Annotated in this window: 15 protein-coding genes; 10 read left to right on the top strand and 5 right to left on the bottom strand. The window is 44.8% G+C overall.

Going from position 1 to position 16,369, the window contains the following annotated elements; genetic code table 11:
- Positions 1 to 195 precede the first annotated feature (195 nt).
- From AC3CH3_RS17415 to phnE (AC3CH3_RS17395), 5 genes are all read left to right on the top strand, one after another.
- Positions 196 to 1,416, top strand: a complete 1,221-nt coding sequence (locus AC3CH3_RS17415) for a glycerophosphodiester phosphodiesterase family protein (protein ID WP_029405371.1) — start codon at positions 196 to 198, stop codon at positions 1,414 to 1,416.
- A gap of 302 nt (positions 1,417 to 1,718) precedes the next feature.
- Positions 1,719 to 2,759 carry a phosphate/phosphite/phosphonate ABC transporter substrate-binding protein gene (gene phnD, locus AC3CH3_RS17410; protein WP_008216587.1) on the top strand — a complete coding sequence of 347 codons (1,041 nt, stop codon included), beginning with the start codon at positions 1,719 to 1,721 and terminating at the stop codon, positions 2,757 to 2,759.
- A 129-nt stretch (positions 2,760 to 2,888) separates the two neighbouring features.
- The gene (gene phnC, locus AC3CH3_RS17405; protein ID WP_019821358.1) at positions 2,889 to 3,659 is read left to right on the top strand and encodes a phosphonate ABC transporter ATP-binding protein; all 771 of its coding nucleotides are present in this window, start codon (positions 2,889 to 2,891) and stop codon (positions 3,657 to 3,659) included.
- On the top strand, positions 3,647 to 4,471 hold the full coding sequence (gene phnE / locus AC3CH3_RS17400) for a phosphonate ABC transporter, permease protein PhnE (protein ID WP_019821355.1): 825 nt from the start codon (positions 3,647 to 3,649) through the stop codon (positions 4,469 to 4,471). Before phnC ends, phnE (AC3CH3_RS17400) begins: the two co-directional genes overlap by 13 nt.
- Complete coding sequence (gene phnE, locus AC3CH3_RS17395) at positions 4,471 to 5,274, top strand: phosphonate ABC transporter, permease protein PhnE (RefSeq protein WP_004732994.1); 804 nt, start codon at positions 4,471 to 4,473, stop codon at positions 5,272 to 5,274. Before phnE (AC3CH3_RS17400) ends, phnE (AC3CH3_RS17395) begins: the two co-directional genes overlap by 1 nt.
- A gap of 182 nt (positions 5,275 to 5,456) precedes the next feature.
- On the opposite strand, the gene AC3CH3_RS17390 is transcribed toward phnE (AC3CH3_RS17395), so the two are convergent.
- The 3 genes from AC3CH3_RS17390 to hpf all read right to left on the bottom strand — a co-directional run bounded on the left by AC3CH3_RS17390 (position 5,457) and on the right by hpf (position 7,067).
- Positions 5,457 to 6,236, bottom strand: coding sequence for an HAD-IIB family hydrolase (locus tag AC3CH3_RS17390; protein WP_488538811.1), 780 nt, complete (start codon positions 6,234 to 6,236; stop codon positions 5,457 to 5,459).
- Between the two features lie 78 nt (positions 6,237 to 6,314).
- Positions 6,315 to 6,470, bottom strand: coding sequence for a DUF3012 domain-containing protein (locus tag AC3CH3_RS17385; RefSeq protein WP_017631564.1), 156 nt, complete (start codon positions 6,468 to 6,470; stop codon positions 6,315 to 6,317).
- A 240-nt stretch (positions 6,471 to 6,710) separates the two neighbouring features.
- Positions 6,711 to 7,067: a ribosome hibernation-promoting factor, HPF/YfiA family gene (gene hpf, locus AC3CH3_RS17380; protein ID WP_017061680.1), complete on the bottom strand. Its 357-nt coding sequence runs from the start codon at positions 7,065 to 7,067 to the stop codon at positions 6,711 to 6,713.
- 420 nt (positions 7,068 to 7,487) lie between these two features.
- On the opposite strand from hpf, the gene AC3CH3_RS17375 reads away from it, so the two are divergent.
- Both AC3CH3_RS17375 and AC3CH3_RS17370 read left to right on the top strand, forming a co-directional pair.
- Positions 7,488 to 8,072 (top strand): hypothetical protein, encoded by a 585-nt coding sequence (locus AC3CH3_RS17375; RefSeq protein ID WP_488538810.1) that lies wholly within the window; start codon positions 7,488 to 7,490, stop codon positions 8,070 to 8,072.
- Between the two features lie 415 nt (positions 8,073 to 8,487).
- Positions 8,488 to 9,918 (top strand): YfcC family protein, encoded by a 1,431-nt coding sequence (locus AC3CH3_RS17370; protein WP_372080399.1) that lies wholly within the window; start codon positions 8,488 to 8,490, stop codon positions 9,916 to 9,918.
- A gap of 121 nt (positions 9,919 to 10,039) precedes the next feature.
- Here the strand turns inward: AC3CH3_RS17370 and glgC are convergent, their stop codons facing one another.
- Positions 10,040 to 11,260: a glucose-1-phosphate adenylyltransferase gene (gene glgC, locus AC3CH3_RS17365; protein WP_488538809.1), complete on the bottom strand. Its 1,221-nt coding sequence runs from the start codon at positions 11,258 to 11,260 to the stop codon at positions 10,040 to 10,042.
- 401 nt (positions 11,261 to 11,661) lie between these two features.
- On the opposite strand from glgC, the gene ompW reads away from it, so the two are divergent.
- Positions 11,662 to 12,303 carry an outer membrane protein OmpW gene (gene ompW / locus AC3CH3_RS17360; protein WP_019821341.1) on the top strand — a complete coding sequence of 214 codons (642 nt, stop codon included), beginning with the start codon at positions 11,662 to 11,664 and terminating at the stop codon, positions 12,301 to 12,303.
- A 195-nt stretch (positions 12,304 to 12,498) separates the two neighbouring features.
- A complete protein-coding gene (locus AC3CH3_RS17355; protein ID WP_488538808.1) occupies positions 12,499 to 14,310 on the top strand; it encodes a choice-of-anchor I family protein in 1,812 nt (603 codons plus the stop codon).
- Positions 14,311 to 14,429: 119 nt separating this feature from the next.
- On the opposite strand, the gene AC3CH3_RS17350 is transcribed toward AC3CH3_RS17355, so the two are convergent.
- Positions 14,430 to 15,149 (bottom strand): SDR family oxidoreductase, encoded by a 720-nt coding sequence (locus AC3CH3_RS17350; RefSeq protein ID WP_488538807.1) that lies wholly within the window; start codon positions 15,147 to 15,149, stop codon positions 14,430 to 14,432.
- A 274-nt stretch (positions 15,150 to 15,423) separates the two neighbouring features.
- On the opposite strand from AC3CH3_RS17350, the gene AC3CH3_RS17345 reads away from it, so the two are divergent.
- Positions 15,424 to 16,329, top strand: coding sequence for a LysR family transcriptional regulator (locus tag AC3CH3_RS17345; RefSeq protein ID WP_050643751.1), 906 nt, complete (start codon positions 15,424 to 15,426; stop codon positions 16,327 to 16,329).
- Positions 16,330 to 16,369: the final 40 nt, after the last annotated feature.

Raw genomic sequence — 16,369 nt, 5'->3', positions numbered from 1 at the left:
ATGGCTAACCGTTTCAAGTAATTGTAATAAAAGGGCTTTAACATTTGGCACAATGCGTGCAATCACTACATTGTGGCATACGTTCACATGAGATTATTCGGTGTTGAGCCCAAATTTATATGACGGTTATCCAACACTGAATGACCGAATAAAGGAAGTTAGAAAAATAATTGCTTGTTGCAAGGAGATACAAACATGAAGCAAATACTGAAAGGTTCGATTGCTCTGATACTCGGCGTTAGCTCAATGACAGCATGGGCGGCTACAGAGTCAGCAAACCTAGGACCTCGTCCCCTCTTTTTAGTCAACAATATGGACGAGAGCCCTTTGAAAACCAAGCTGCTCAGTTGTAGCGAAGGACCATTTCATCGTAGCGATTTTTCTATTGGGCATCGCGGAGCTGCAATGCAGTTTCCCGAGCACACTAAAGAATCTTACTTAGCGGCGATTCAGATGGGAGCGGGTGTCGTAGAGTGTGATGTAACCTTTACTAAAGATAAGGAATTGGTGTGTCGGCATTCTCAAAGTGACCTGCACACCACAACCGATGTTTTGGCGCATCCCGATCTCGCTAAGAAATGTTCAACACCGTTCACGCCGGCTAACCCAGCGACAGGCGAAGATGCCCAGGTTGAGTGTCGTACCTCTGATTTCACGCTAGCGGAGTTTAAGACTCTTAAAGGGAAAATGGATGGTGCGAATCCAAAAGCCACCACGGTTGAAGAGTACATGAACGGGACTCCAGGTTGGAGAACCGATCTCTACAGCCAAAGTGGGACATTGATGACACACGCAGAAAGTGCGGCATTGTTTAAAGAGCACGGCGTGAAGGTCACACCTGAATTGAAATCGGCAGCAGTAGACATGCCTTTCAATGGCTTTAGTCAAGAGATGTACGCGCAAAAGTTGGTGGATGAACTGAAACAGGCGGGCTTCGAGCCTTCTGATACTTACCCACAGTCATTCAACTTGGATGATGTGAAGTACTGGATCAAAGAAGCACCGAAGTTCGGCAAACAAGCCGTTTATCTTGATGACCGTGTTTACGAACAAGCGGACTTTGTCGCGTCCGTTGAGAATATGAAAGAGCTGCACGATGCGGGTGTGAATATCATCGCACCACCTCTGTTTGCTCTGGTTGATTTAGACGAAAACAACGAACTGGTTGCGTCTAACTACGCCAAGCTTGCTAAGGATGCTGACCTCGACATTATCGCATGGACATTGGAACGTTCTGGCCCATTAGCGCAAGGTGGTGGTTGGTACTACAAGAGCGTGAAAGACGGTATCAACAATGACGGCGATATGATGAAAATGCTTGATGTGCTGGCACAAGATGTTGGTGTGATGGGCGTATTCAGCGATTGGCCTGCAACGGTAACTTATTACGCAAACTGCATGGACAGCGACGCTTAGGTTCTTCTGAGTGCGCTGTTACGCCCGCTAATTATGGCGTTTGTATAGAGAGCGCTAAACTAAAGAATAACAAAAGAAAAAGCAGTGAACCAAAGAGCCTTCGGGCTCTTTTTTTAACCACTGAAATCGACGGGACAGAAATGACCCAAATGATGGGTTTTGAGTTGGACACGAATGACTCAAAAGTAATTTTAAAGTGAGGGTTTTTATTTAAGTTGCTGAAATTAAAGATATAAAAAGGTGGCACAAAGGCTGCAGTAGTGAAGGTGACTTTCAACAATAAGTAAAAGTAAGGTTTGAATATGAAAATCAGTGTTAAAGGACTGTTAATCGCTAGCTCATTGCTACTTCCTTCAATGGCTATGGCAAGCGACTGCTCTAGCCGTGGTGTGTTAGACGATCGATACTGTGATGAAAACCAAGATTTGGTGGCCGATTCACCAAAGAACCCAGATGAGTGGAACGACCCAAGTACGCTTGTATTTACCTACACGCCAGTAGAAGACCCTGCGTTGTACAAAGATGCGTTTGCGGATTTCCAAGCTCACCTAAGTAAAATCACGGGTAAGCGAGTGATTTACTACACAGTTCACTCGAACTCTGCGCAAGTAGAAGCGATGCGTTCTGGTCGATTGCACGTTGCAGGTTTCTCTACGGGCCCAACAGGCTACGCAGTTAACTTAGCAGGTTACGTTCCAATTGCGGTGAAGGGCGATGAGTCTGGCTTCCAAGGCTACAACCTAATCACGATTGTGCGCAAAGACAGCGGTATCAATACTATGGCTGATCTAAAAGGCAAAAAGGTTGCACACACTTCTGCATCTTCCAACTCTGGCAACCTAGCTCCACGTGCGTTATTCCCAGCGAAAGGTTTAGTGCCAGATGAAGATTACAAAGTGCTTTACTCAGGTAAGCATGACCAATCGATTCTAGGTGTCTTCAATGGAGACTATGACGCAGCACCGGTGGCATCAGATGTTTACGATCGTATGGTCGCTGCAGGTCGTGTCGACGATTCTGAGCTGAAGATCATCTACCGTAGCCCGCGTTTCCCAACATCTGCTTTCGGTTACGCTTATAATTTAAAGCCAGAGCTTGTTGAGAAGATCAACGAAGCTTTCTTCAGCTACCGCTTTACTCCAGAGATGAGTGCATCATTTAAAGGTGCAGACCGCTTCTCACCAATCAGCTACAAAGAAGAGTGGGACGTGATTCGTGATATCGCCCACGCGACAGGTACGGCTTACACCAAAGCTGGTCTTAAGAAGCTCGCTGAAAAAGATGCGGCTAAACGCGCAAAGAAAAAAGCAGCTGAGCTAGCAAAACAAGCAAACAACGGCTAGTTCTTCACTCAGTTGGAAGGCTAAGTTTTAGAAAGACTTAGCCCTTTAAAAACATTTACCTCAACTAAGAATCTATGCCCTCGCGGGTAGGGCATAGATCATTCCAAAATTCGCACAAGGAAATGCAGTATGGCCGTAGCAAGCTATGAAGGAATAAAGATAAACAACCTTTTCCACGAGTACGTCGCAGGCAAGCCAATCCTTAAAGGCATTAATATAGACATCGGTGAGCCTGGCATCATCGCGATTATCGGCCCATCTGGTACCGGTAAAAGCACACTTCTACGCTGTATAAATCGCCTTAACGATCCAAGCCAAGGTGAAATCATTTTTGATGGCGCAGACCTGACTCAATTAAAAGGCCAAGCGCTACGTAAACAACGTCGACACATCGGCATGGTGTTCCAAGAATATAACCTCGTGGAACGTTTAACGGTTATCGAGAACGTGTTAAGCGGCCGTTTAGGCTACATGACGGCTTGGAATGCGTGGCGTCGTAACTATTCTCCACAAGATTTAGCAAAAGCGTTTGAGTTACTTGAATTTGTTGGCCTGCAAGATTTTGCAAACCAACGTGCCGACAGCTTGTCTGGCGGGCAAAGACAGCGTGTCGGTATCGCTCGTGCGGTGATGCAAGACCCTTACATTCTTCTTGCTGACGAACCGACGTCATCACTCGACCCGAAAACCGCGGTTGAGATCATGGAGTTGATGGAAACTTTCGCTGAGCAGAAAAATATTCCTGTATTGGTGAACATTCACGATGTGAACTTAGCTAAGCGTTACGCCAAGCGCATCATCGGTATGTGTAATGGCAAAGTACATTACGACGGTAGCCCTGAAGGTATTTCTGAGGAAGATCTAAAAATTATCTATGGGGGTGAATCATGGCTGGATTAAACCCAAGTTCATCGCCAAGCGTACCGTCAAATCAGGCGTCAGCAAAGCATGAAAACCCATTCAAGGTGTCATGGACAAACCGTGCGATTATCACTGGGATCGTGGCTTATCTGTTTTACAGCTTCTCGACGCTAGGGCTTACCTTTGATCGTTTGATCATCGGTTTTGGTGAAAGTGAGCGGTTACTATCTCGAATGTTTCCGCCTGATTTCTCGCGAACCAGTTTACTACTGAGTGGGTTAGCGGAAAGCTTACAGATTGCGATTATCTCAAGTTTCTTTGGCATCGTTATTTCACTGTTTTTAGGCTTGCTAGCCGCGAGAAATATGATGCCTTCAATCGTATCAACGCCCATTCGTGGATTTATTGCATTGTGTCGCTCTTTTCACCCAGTGATCATCGCCATCTTGTTTGTGAAAGCGGTGGGCTTTGGTGCTCTGGCAGGGATATTGACCTTGGTATTCGCATCCATTGGCTTCATCGCTAAGCTGTTCGCTGAAGCTATCGAAGAGATCTCTTTTAAACCGGTTGAAGCGATTAAAGCAACCGGTGCCAGTTTTATCAGCGTCATTTTGTATGCGGTAATGCCTCAGGTATTCACGCGTTTTATTGGCTTTGCTAGCTACCAGTTGGATTCGAATCTACGTAACTCAACCATGGTTGGCATCGTGGGGGCGGGTGGCCTTGGCGGTACATTGTTCTCGGCATTCCAACGTTTTGACTACGACTTCGTCGCGGCTATTTTGATCACCATTATCGCACTGATTCTTGTGGGTGAATTTCTTTCCAACATTGTTAGGAGAATCTTCTAATGACAACTGCATCTATCGATAAAGAGTGGCAGCGTTTTACACCAAACGAACGCGTAGCTCGATTTGCCGTTTACCTGAGCTTAGTGTGTGCGATTGTTTGGTCTTGGCAGACGGTTGAAGTAATTCCAGAGTTCCTATACGACGCGCCAGCGCAGTTTGCTGATATGTTCGAGCGTATGGTGCCAGTGGACTACGCTTTCTATCCTGAGTCGATTCACGCAGCGATGATTGAGACACTGCACATCGCGACGTTAGGTACCTTGTTTACCTTGATATTTGCGATTCCATTGGCGTTGTTGAACGCGCCAAATATCACACCTAATAAAGCGCTGAACTGGGTGGCTCAATTCTTTCTGGTGTCTTCACGTTCTGTGAACTCATTGGTTTGGGCTTTGTTGTTTATCGCACTGTTTGGCCCCGGTGTTCTCGCAGGCATTATGGCAATTGCTATTCGCAGTATCGGCTTTGTGGGGAAGCTGTTAGCGGAAGCGATTGCCGAAGTGAACATGGGGCCTATCGAAGCTCTGCGCGCAACCGGCGCTTCTTGGATGAGCATCTTGCTTAAAGGGTATTGGCCGCAAGTTATGCCCGCATTCTACTCCATCGTGTTGTTCCGTTGGGACATCAATGTGCGTGAATCTGCGGTATTGGGGTTAGTGGGCGCTGGTGGTATTGGCGTGGTGCTAAACGATGCGCAGAACCTTTTTGAGTGGCAAAAAGTTTCGATGGTATTAGTGAGTATCTTCGCAGTGGTTATCGTTGCAGAAGCAGTGGTGATCCACATCCGTAACAAACTCATATAAACATATAGTGAAATGCAGCGTGTTTTGTGTTTTGTGTGATGTGTCGAAGTTAAGAGCTTATCTAGCATTTTGAAGCTCAAACGACCCTAGGTACTTCGGTCTACCTAGCGGTCGTTTTTTATGTCTATTGAGTGACTTAAGACCTTGTTAGAAGTAGAAGGGCGTGACTCGTTTTTAAGTGTCTAGCTTTTAACTGCCAGCAGCGAATCCACAAATTCTGCAAACCCATAGCCACCAGGCTGCGACATGACCCTGCTTGGATGATGCTCTAGCTTATCCCAATAATGTTGAATGTTTGCCACGCCAACGGTAAGTGGAAGTGATTCGAACATCTGCTGATCATTCATTGAATCGCCGACATAGCAGGCTTGATTGTGGATTTGCTCAAGCGATAAGCCTTTATTAGCAAGGAAACGGTGCACGGCGTTTTTCTTTGAGTGTTCGCCGTACCAAGCGTTGATATGAATCGAACTTGCCGTCGCGTGTGCGCCTAAAGCGTGTATTCTTTCGAGTACCGCTTGAACAGTTTCAGGATCAACAGGCTTACGGTTTTGGCCGATATCAATCGCGACCTCACACAAGCGGTAAGATTGATCCAAAGTTAGCGAAAGGTCGGGGTAACTCAACAAGATCGCTTCAACTTCTTGTTTTAGCTTTGCTTGGTTCTGACGCACTTGTTCTAGCGGTGTTTCAGATGAGAGTTGTAATGCACCATCTTGCTTCTCTAGTAAGAAGGCGCCGTTCTCTCCTAGCACGGCATCGACAGGCCAAAGCTGCGCAATATGGTCACACCAACCAGCACAGGCTCCCGTTACAGCGACCACTTTGATTCCACTGTCTCTCAGCTTTTGTAACGCAATTAGGGTTTCTGGAGGCAATGAGCCTTGCCAAGTGAGCGTGTCATCGACGTCGGTTAATACCCATTCGATGTGCTTCCAGTTGTTGTCTAGTTGGTGTTCCATTAAAACTCACTTATGCCATGGATTGTTCTACACAGAGCGTATTAATTCAGCTCAATGTAGAATTAGAAGCTAACGTGATTAGAAAATACAGTGCTTGGCAAAATCGCCCGCTTCATTAGCCGTCCAGTCACCTTTAGGCTTTTCTTTCATATCCGCACACCAAGCTTCACTACCAACCTCGGTACAAGCCATTAATTGAGTAGCAAGGAAAAGGATCAACGCGACTTTCTTCATAATAAACATTCCGTTGTGGTCTAAATTTCTGTTTATAACTGTATCAAATCCCACAAGTGATTGTTATAGCTGCTAAGAACTTAAGGGCGTTTAAAATGATGTGGGTTTGAGCTGTATTCGAGAGGCAGTAAAGAAGGGAAGGTTTCCTTGGATTTAAGATCGAAAAAGCCAGCGACATGTGCTGGCTTTGAAATTCTTAATAAGTGTCTATTCGTTATTTCGCTTTAACTACTTATCGATTTATACCAATTTCATCTCTTGGATGATGTCCGAAGCAATCTCTGGCTTCGTGCTTGTTGGTTTCTCGTGTAGGTCGGCTTTCAATTGTCCCTTACGGTTACTTAGGCCCGCTTCAAGTTTCTTAAGTGCTGCAGCGATAGCTGGGTACATAACATCATCTGTCGATTTTGCTGTTACTCGTACACCTTCGTAGTTGGTGAATACTTCAACCTGATGTTGACCGTGTTCTTTAGTAATGATGATGTCGCAACTGATCAGTGATGGGAAATGGTTAGATATCTTCTCGAATTTACCTTCGATGTCTTTGCGTGACTCGTCGTTAATTGATACATGATGTGTTTGAACATTTATTTTCATAAATCATACCTTTCCAATGACTGTGTCATTTAAACGTAGCAAACATCGGATAGATTAACCAACTGAGAATTAGCACATGTGTGATTGACTTCAGTGTTATCAAATATTCTCTTGTTACTCCCTTGAAAGTCCGATGAACTGATCGCATATTATGTTTCGTGAATTTCAAACGTGTTTAAAAATCCCTCACCTTTGAAGTATTACTCCAATTCACTCTTTCAACTTAGTTTTTATCGCCCTAATCACGCATTACTCCAAATACTTATTCTAGTCTTCTTTTATAAATCCACATCCATTTTAGTGAACAAAACATATCTGCTCTGTCGATATCACAATTACTGATATAAAGAACAATGATATATTGAGATGAATTTTAGTACGGGATACTCTAACGGCTTCGTTAAACTTGGATTTATTAACATGAAAATGCCTGTTAAATTCGCTGTAATCGCAGCTTCCCTTTCTTTCGCTTTTAATGTTTTTGCTGCCCCAGTTGAATTTCAGAAGATCCCTGAGATCATGCAGCAATTTGAAACGGCAGAACTGTACGTTAAGAAGTCGGTCACCTTAGGCCGTTTACCAGCCGAGTCTGAAATTGGCATTGATTTTCCTACTTATGTTTCGGATGGAAAGGGCAGTTACAGCCTAGAGACAAACAACGTAATGACAGATTCTGTTGTTATCGCAAGCATGCCGAAAGCGATTGTTGATGATGTTTTCAACCAATGGCTAGTACCTAAAGATACGTGGATCAGCAGCTACGGTTCTTTGCCAACCTCGACCACTGAATTTAAGCCGTTTAAGCGTATTAAAACCATCAAAGCCATTAAGATTGATGCAGAAATGCTGAAGCTGTTAGGCAGTGAAGATGGCAACACGGCGATGATCAAAGTGAGCTGGGATGAGAAGGGAATGAAGGTCTATAAGGATGGCTACTTAGCAGATTATGAGTACGGGATTGCCCCTCATGAGATGCAAGAAAACTACGAATTAGCACCTAAGTAACTCGATTCGATTGCAGAAAAGCGCCTTGCTTATTAGTGGGCGCTTTTTTGTTGCTCACCAAAAATATGACGAAAATCACACTTTTCTGACAATTAATGACTCGTTGTGCTAGTATGCGCCGCTTGTCTTTGTAATTGATAAAAAACGCATTACCAAAACAGACTTTTCTGTTTACCTGCTTGTAATGACCTCATTCAGTTTGGCCTGACTTGGCTAAACATCTGCATTTTGCTCGGACGCAAAGAGAGTAGTACTCACTACTTCACTATGTACATTTGAGAGCACCATCTATCAAAGGCCTTTTTGAAACAGCCTAAATTAGCGCGAACTTAGTTCAGCGTGAAGGGTTTCGTTTTTCCAAAAATCCCTCTCGGTGGCTAAGTGATCCTTAGTTGCTGACAAATAAGGAGTCTATATGACGACTACGGTATCTACATCCGTACCTACATCTCAAGCTGGTAACGCAGCGCCGACGGAGAAAGAAGTAAACCACCCGTTTCTCTCTTTGGTTATCATGGTGATCGTTGCTGCAATCGCAACTTACTTCATCCCTGCTGGTGAATTCGAGCGAGTGGTCATGAATGGCCGCACGGTTATCGACCCAGACAGCTACACACAATTGACCAGCAACCCAACAACATTAGCCTCTTTTTTCGAATCATTTTTTAAAGGCTTCAAATCCGCTTCTGGCGTGATGGGCGTTGTGGTATTTGTGGGTGGTGCTTTTGGCATTATCAAACACATGGGCTTGTTAGACGCATCCGTTGTTGCATTAACCACTAAGCTAAAGAAGCAGGGCTTGTACGTGATTGCACCTGTGATCATGACGGCGATCTTCTTCAACGTTACCTTCACCGGTATGCGTGAACTTGATGTCATCTTTATCTCTTTGATGATCCCGATCTGTATCAAGCTTGGCTATGACGCGATCACGGCACTTGGTGTTGTTTTACTGGCAAGTTGTGCCGGTTTCGCCGCGGCTTTGGCTAACCCATTCTTTACGGGTATCGCACACACAATCGCTGAACTGCCTATGTATTCAGGCATGTGGTATCGCTTTATTGTTGGCATGTTCATGTTACTAACAGGTGCTTGGTATGTACTTAACTACGCGCGCAAAGTTAAGCAAGACCCAACCAAAGGCTTGTTGCACGGTACGGGTTATCACTACGAATCTAACGTTGAAGCGAAAACACTGACCACACGTGAAAAGCTTGCGGGCATCGCGTTCTTGGGCGTGTTCGCATACATGATCTTCGGCACGTTGACGATGGGTTTCGGCTTCACTGAGATTGCAGGTGCATTCGTGGCGATGGCGATTATTCCAGGTTTGGTGGCGGGCTTATCTCCGAACAAGATTTGTGAGTACTGGACCAAAGGTGTTAGCGATGTATTGGTTGCGGTACTGATCATCTTCTTTGCTCGTTCAGTGCTAACCATTATGGAAGACGCGAAGATTGTTGATTCTATTATCTTCTATCTTGCACAGATCATTTCTGGTAGCTCTAAACTTGTGGCAGCAGCAGGGATCTACTTCTCGCAGGCTGCGATCAACCTATTCATTCCGTCTGGCAGTGGCCAAGCGGTGATTACCATGCCTATCATTATTCCGTTGGCAGATATTGGTGAAGTGACTCGTCAAGTGGCGGCACTGGCTTCTCAATTGGGTGATGGTATCTCTAACTATATTTACCCAACCAATGGTGGCTTGTTAGCGGTATTGGCTATTGCAAAAGTGCCTTACACCAAGTGGGTTCGTTTCTTCTTGCCGTTGTTCTTGTTTTGGTCGGTAGGCGCTTTGGTTTCCGTTGTGATTGCTCAAATGATTGAGTTAGGGCCTTTCTAAGGTTTCTGTTTAATCGAATACATGGACAGTTAAGGCTTAACTGAAGCTGTGTGATTAAATAAGAAGGCAGCGAATTCGCTGCCTTTTTTCGTTTAAAGCAAAGCTACGCCAACGTTAAAGGTTACTCTTCAAATTGGTAAGAAGAGGGCACCACAATCACGCCTTGTTTTGATATGTGGAAGCGCTTGGCGTCGGCAAGGCTATCTATGCCAATTTGAGTCCCATCTGGTACTCTAACGTTCTTATCGATGATGCAGTTTTGTATGTGGCAATTTTTTCCAATCTCAACATCTTCAAACAAAATACTATCAATCACAATTGCGGCATTACTGACTTTCACTTTAGGGAAGAAGATAGAGTTTTGCGCCGAACCACCTTCAATCACTACCCCATTCGCGATCATCGAGTTGATGAATATCCCTTGGTTCCCCTCTACAGAAGCGATGGTTCGCGCTGGTGGCAGTTGCTGGTCATAGGTGCGAATTGCCCAATCAGGTTGATATAAATCGATAGGCGAAGCTGGTTTTAACAGGTCCATGTTGGATTGGTAATAAGAGTCGATAGTACCAACATCTCTCCAGTACGCATCTTGGGTCACTCGGCCTTCTTCATCCCCAAACTTGTATGCGTAAACACTGTTGTTGCCGACCAATTTAGGAATGATGTCTTTACCAAAATCGTGGCTTGAGTTCGGATCTTCTGCATCCGCCAATAGTGCTTGAGTCAGTACTTCCTTATCAAAGACGTAAATACCCATTGAAGCCATGCTTCGAGTTGGCCTACCAGGTACACATGCAGGGTAACGTGGCTTTTCGGTAAAGTTATTGATCTCTAGAGATTCATCTATCTCCATCACACCAAACTCTTTGGCTTCATCAATCGAAACCTCCATGCACGCCACAGTTAGGTCGGCCTCGTTCTTTTTGTGCTGCTTGAGCATTGGTGCGTAATCCATGCGATAGATATGGTCACCGGATAACACCACCACATGCTTGGCTTCACTGCGCGAAAGTAGGTACAAGTTTTGATAAATCGCATCGGCAGTACCGCTGTACCAGCTATCACCCGTTCGCATTTGTGGGGGAACATTGGTGATGTATTCGCCGAGCTCGGGGTTAAGCACCGACCAACCATCTCTCAAATGTTTTTGCAAAGAGTGAGACTTGTACTGAGTCAGCACTAAAATTTGGCGTAGCCCAGAGTGTAAGCAGTTCGCGAGAGTGAAATCGATGATTCGATATTTGCCACCAAAAGGTACCGCAGGTTTTGCACGGTTATCGGTGAGAGGGGAAAGCCGAGAGCCAACACCGCCGGCCAGAACGATTGTTAGAGTGTCTTGCATGATCAGAACCTCAATGTATTTATGATTATGAACATAGACTTGCAAGCACTAAGCCAAATGTAACTCATTGAATATTATACGAGGCGAGATTGATTCTTGTTGTTCTGCACCAAAATGATGCGTGCGAGATATTGGCTTGCTCTATTTTGATCCAAAAAAGATCCGAACAAAGTGAAGGGATTGGATTAACAAAATGACGCACGGAAAAGCTGCATTACAAAACTGTCAATAAAATGAAGGAATAAAGTGATCGGGTCGATATAAATTTACATAAATAATCACAACTTTTCACAAATTGATTTCCATCAATAAAGTAGGGTTATTCTATGATACCTTGCACGCAAAATAAGAAATGATTACTCATTCACCAACAAAGATTAAGCCCCCAAAAGGAAACTATAATGAAAAAAACAGTATGTGGTATTGCGGTTATTGCGGCTCTTATGTCAACCAATGTTCTTGCTCATAAAGAAGGTGATTTCATCATCCGTGCAGGTGCAGCAACGGTATCTCCAAATGATAGTAGCGGTGCTGTGTTAAATGATCCGAATACAGAGTTCTCTGTAGATTCAAACACTCAGCTTGGTTTGACTTTCGGTTACATGTTTACTGACAACATCAGCCTTGAAGTACTAGCGGCAAGCCCATTTTCTCACAACATTTCTGCTACTGGCCTAGGTGAAATTGCTGATACAAAACACCTACCACCAACGTTCATGGTTCAGTACTATTTTGGTCAAGCAAATAGTGACTTCCGCCCTTACGTAGGCGCAGGTATCAACTATACGGTATTCTTCGATGAGTCATTGAACCAAGGAGCGAAAGATCTAGGTTTAAGCGATTTATCTCTTGATGACTCTTGGGGTCTTGCTGCAAACATCGGTATGGACTACATGATCAATGAAGATTGGTTCTTGAATGCATCGGTCTGGTATGCAGATATCGGTACTACTGCAAAATATAAGTTTAACGGTCAACAGTTCTCAACAGACGTTGATATCGACCCATGGGTATTCATGATCGGTGGCGGTTACAACTTCTAATCCACGATTCAGTTTACTAAGGCGCTCAAGCACCAGCCAGCTTGTGCGCCTTTTTTTATTGTTAATGAATTAGTCACTGTAACGCTTTGTTGTTATGGGTAAAGTAGACCTATTGTCGTCATCTATTGTTAACAAAACAGAAAGATAGCTGTCATAACCACCTCATAAAATCGCGATTCAAATTATGGAGGATATATGAATCGTAAATTTAATAAGCTGGCATTATTACTGCCTATCGCGGTAAGTTCTGCTCTAGTAGGCTGTTCTCAACCAACATCACCAACGACTGCTACGCCATCTCAAACATCACTTGATGCTTTTAGCCTTCAATGCCAATCCATCGAGCAGCCAAGCGCTTCCAATGCTGAGGTAACTGGAATCAGCCTAGTTGGCCGTTCAATTGCCGACGCCCCGTTTGATACTTCTGCAGCCGAAATCGTCAGCTACGATTCATGTACCGACAAGCTTTATGTTGTGAACGCTCAAGCTCAGAAAGTTGATGTGTTATCGATGGACTCTGACAGCGCACCAACATCTGCGGGTTCTATTGATCTTCAATCAGCGGCTGCAGCTTCTGGTATTGATATTGGTGCAGCGAACAGTGTGTCGACTCATCAAGGATTAGTTGCTGTCGCGATTGAAAATGCCGACAAGCAACAAAACGGCATCATTGCACTTTATCGTTCAGACACGTTAGAGCTGATCACTACTTATGCGGCTGGTGCATTACCGGACATGGTGAGCTTCTCGAAAGATGGTCGCTACATTGCCTCTGCAAATGAAGGTGAGCCGAATGCGGATTACAGCATTGATCCTGAAGGTTCAGTAACGCTGGTGGATTTAACCAATGGTCCTTTGCAAGCGACAGTCACTCAGATTGATTTCAAGGCATTCAATCAAGGTCAGCCTCGCCATGCAGAGCTAACCGATAAGGTTCGAATCTCTGCGCCAAATGCAACCATTGCTCAAGATCTTGAACCGGAATACCTAACGTTTGCGGATAACGGAAAACTCTACGTTGCCCTTCAAGAGAACAACGCTTTGGCCGCGATTGATGTGGCGAGTGCACAAGTGGATGCGATTTTTGGTCTAGGCGGAAAGCCTTGGGATAACGCTAAGCTAGACGCGTCAAACAAAGACAAAAACATCGGTAATCTACAAAATTACGCGATGTTAGAAGGTCTTTACATGCCAGATAGCATCACTAGCTACAGTGTTGAGGGCAACACCTACATCGTGACTGCGAACGAAGGTGATGGTCGTGAATATGGCATCAAGACCACGCAAAAAATGTGTGATGAGAAAGGTTTCGAGTGGGATGGCGATGACTATCAAGGCACCGAAAACTACGCCACGGAAAAAGACTTTTGTATCGCGTATGTCGATGAAGTACGCGGCAAGAAGTTAGACGTTGATGCTAACCACCCATTAGCTGGAGCATTGATAGACAACAAGCAACTTGCACGTCTTAAGGTGATTAAGCCACAAGGGACACTCGCTGCTGACCAAAAGGTTCAAGCATTCGGCAGCCGCTCGTTCTCTATCTGGGATGAGTCAGGAGAGTTAGTGTTTGATAGCGGCGATGATTTTGCTCGAATCGTACTTGATCAAGATCCTGCAAACTTCAACAGCACCAATGATAACAACCAAAGCGGTGACGATCGCAGCGATGATAAAGGGGTAGAACCTGAAGCTATTGAAGTCGCTGAGATTAACGGTAAGCACTATGCTTTTATTGGTCTTGAGCGCCAAGGTGGCATCATGGTTTACGACGTGACACAGCCTGAAAGCGCAAGTTTCATCAGTTACTTGAACAACCGAGACTTTACACAACCAGTGTGTACCAAAGTTGATGAAGACGGTGATTGCGACAACGATACTTACAACTCGAAAGCGGGTGACCTAGGTCCAGAGTCAATCAAGTATTTCACTCGCTCTGATAACCACTTTATTGCGGTGGGCAACGAAGTGAGTGGTAGCACGTCAGTTTACCGAGTTGAGTTCTAATCTCGCTTATTGCTAACAATTTGATTGAATCAAAACAAAAGCGCCACGACTTGTTAAGTCGTGGCGCTTTTTTATTTCATCGCTTATTTCATCGTTGATCTAGTCGCGATAGCAAAGGCCTATGGCTGTTGCTTAGTTGGTGCTAGAGCGATTTCACGGATACATACGTTCTGTGGTTGTTGGTAAGCGAATGATACAGCGCGTGCAATATCGTCAGCTGCCAATACACCGCCCATGTCTTCTTTCCAAGAATCGTAACCGTCTTTGATCTCTTGAGATGTTGTGTGAGACAGAAGTTCAGTCTCAACAGCACCCGGTGCGATAGTAGTAACACGAACGTTTGAAGCGGCAACTTCTTCACGAACGTTCTCAGAGATTGCGTGTACCGCGAACTTAGTACCACAGTAAGCAGCGTGGCTTGGGAATGTTTTCTTACCCGCAATTGAGCTGATGTTGATGATAGTACCTGTATTGCGTCCCATCATAGGAGCAAGTACAGACTGCATGCCGTTTAGAAGACCAATTACGTTCACATCGAACATTGTCTTCCATTCTTGAGCGTCTTGAGTGTCGATTTGACCAAGAAGCATTGCACCTGCGTTGTTGATAAGCGCATCGACAGGGCCAAACTTCGCTTCACCTTGTGCGATTGCCGCATCAAAAGACGCTTTGTCTGTTACGTCTACTTTCACAGATAGAGAGTTTGGTAGGTTAAGCGCTTCAAGGCGGTCAACACGACGAGCTAGAAGTAGCAGAGGGTGACCTTCATCGCTTAGACGACGAGCGATTGCTTCACCAATACCAGAGCTTGCACCTGTAATTACGATTAGTTTTTTCATTGTATTTCCTCTGTACTTTAATTGCGTCGGTTGGCTACGACGTATTGTTTAAGTGCATTCGAATCAAGTGCTTGTTGCCTTGCTTCGTTGCGATGGAGGTATATTAAGGAAAATAGCATTGTTGATATATAGCGCTTTACTTGAAACACTGTTGCTGTGGTGCAACAATAAAGGTGTTCACTTTATAGCTTTATAGCTTTATAGCTTTATAGCTTTATAGCGTCATAACTCTATAGCTTCATCATCTTTAAATTTCACAAGCAAGCTGGCGACCATGCTCAATCAAATTAACCTGTCTGATATTCGTTCTTTCGTGCTTATCGCTCGTTTAGGTAACTTCACTAAAGCGGCGGAGGAGCTTGATGTGTCGCGCTCCCACGTTTCACGCCAAGTAAGTAGCCTAGAAAAACAGATGGGCGTGACATTGTTTATCCGCACTACTCGAACCTTGAGGTTGACTCACGCAGGGCAAGATCTGTACGCGAGATGTGAACAAGCTTTAGATAATATAGACCAAGCCTTGATTGCTGCTGTGGACGATGTCGAAGAAGTGCGCGGCGACATAAAAGTAAACTGTGTCGGCGGCTATTTGGGTGAAGTGATCATCGCGGATCTGGTCAATGAGTTCATGCAGCTCTACCCAGACATCAGCATTAGCCTTGATTTCAGTAGTAACCGAGTTGATTTGATTGAAGATGCTTTCGATATCGCTTTTCGCATGGGAAGCCTAGAAGACGCGGGCTTTATCGCAAGAAAGCTGTTGGACATAGAGATGGGGACACTGGCAAGCCCTGAGTATTTCGCTCGCAAAGGAAAGCCAAATCACCCTAAGGACCTTATCCATCATGATTGCTTAACAGGCTCGGTGCGTAAGTGGAGTTTTCAAGCGTTGGACGACACCAAGAAAACGGTCGATGTGCATGTTACGGGCAGGCTGCAATGTAAAAATGGCCGAGTGTTGGTGCAAGGTGCGAAGTCGGGTAACGGGATTATTCGAGTTCCCACTATCTATTGCTTACAAGAGCTCAATGACGGACAACTAGAGCAGGTGTTTGATGAGTGGGTGGTGCCAAAAGTGGACTTTTCAGCGATCTACCATCGAGACCGCTATCAACCAAGTCGAATTCGAACCTTCATTGATTTCGTAAAAGGTCGCTTTGAGCAAATGCCCGTGAGCTAAGTGTGTTTGCTGTTTCTGCTATCCGTTTGACTGGTTTGCG

Source organism: Vibrio sp. QJM3NY_35 (genome assembly GCF_057785915.1).
The sequence above is the reverse complement of the archived record's forward strand: the minus strand, read 5'-3'. Positions and strand labels throughout refer to the sequence as shown.

What these genes read in the sequence shown, in the direction of transcription:
- phnC (WP_019821358.1), top strand. Translation starts at nt 2,889, where the DNA reads ATGGCCGTAGCAAGCTATGAAGGAATAAAGATAAACAACCTTTTCCAC.
- phnE (WP_019821355.1), top strand. Translation starts at nt 3,647, where the DNA reads ATGGCTGGATTAAACCCAAGTTCATCGCCAAGCGTACCGTCAAATCAG.
- AC3CH3_RS17385 (WP_017631564.1), bottom strand. Translation starts at nt 6,470, where the DNA reads ATGAAGAAAGTCGCGTTGATCCTTTTCCTTGCTACTCAATTAATGGCT.
- AC3CH3_RS17350 (WP_488538807.1), bottom strand. Translation starts at nt 15,149, where the DNA reads ATGAAAAAACTAATCGTAATTACAGGTGCAAGCTCTGGTATTGGTGAA.
- AC3CH3_RS17415 (WP_029405371.1), top strand. Translation starts at nt 196, where the DNA reads ATGAAGCAAATACTGAAAGGTTCGATTGCTCTGATACTCGGCGTTAGC.
- hpf (WP_017061680.1), bottom strand. Translation starts at nt 7,067, where the DNA reads ATGAAAATAAATGTTCAAACACATCATGTATCAATTAACGACGAGTCA.
- AC3CH3_RS17345 (WP_050643751.1), top strand. Translation starts at nt 15,424, where the DNA reads ATGCTCAATCAAATTAACCTGTCTGATATTCGTTCTTTCGTGCTTATC.
- ompW (WP_019821341.1), top strand. Translation starts at nt 11,662, where the DNA reads ATGAAAAAAACAGTATGTGGTATTGCGGTTATTGCGGCTCTTATGTCA.
- AC3CH3_RS17390 (WP_488538811.1), bottom strand. Translation starts at nt 6,236, where the DNA reads ATGGAACACCAACTAGACAACAACTGGAAGCACATCGAATGGGTATTA.
- AC3CH3_RS17355 (WP_488538808.1), top strand. Translation starts at nt 12,499, where the DNA reads ATGAATCGTAAATTTAATAAGCTGGCATTATTACTGCCTATCGCGGTA.
- AC3CH3_RS17375 (WP_488538810.1), top strand. Translation starts at nt 7,488, where the DNA reads ATGAAAATGCCTGTTAAATTCGCTGTAATCGCAGCTTCCCTTTCTTTC.
- phnE (WP_004732994.1), top strand. Translation starts at nt 4,471, where the DNA reads ATGACAACTGCATCTATCGATAAAGAGTGGCAGCGTTTTACACCAAAC.
- phnD (WP_008216587.1), top strand. Translation starts at nt 1,719, where the DNA reads ATGAAAATCAGTGTTAAAGGACTGTTAATCGCTAGCTCATTGCTACTT.
- AC3CH3_RS17370 (WP_372080399.1), top strand. Translation starts at nt 8,488, where the DNA reads ATGACGACTACGGTATCTACATCCGTACCTACATCTCAAGCTGGTAAC.
- glgC (WP_488538809.1), bottom strand. Translation starts at nt 11,260, where the DNA reads ATGCAAGACACTCTAACAATCGTTCTGGCCGGCGGTGTTGGCTCTCGG.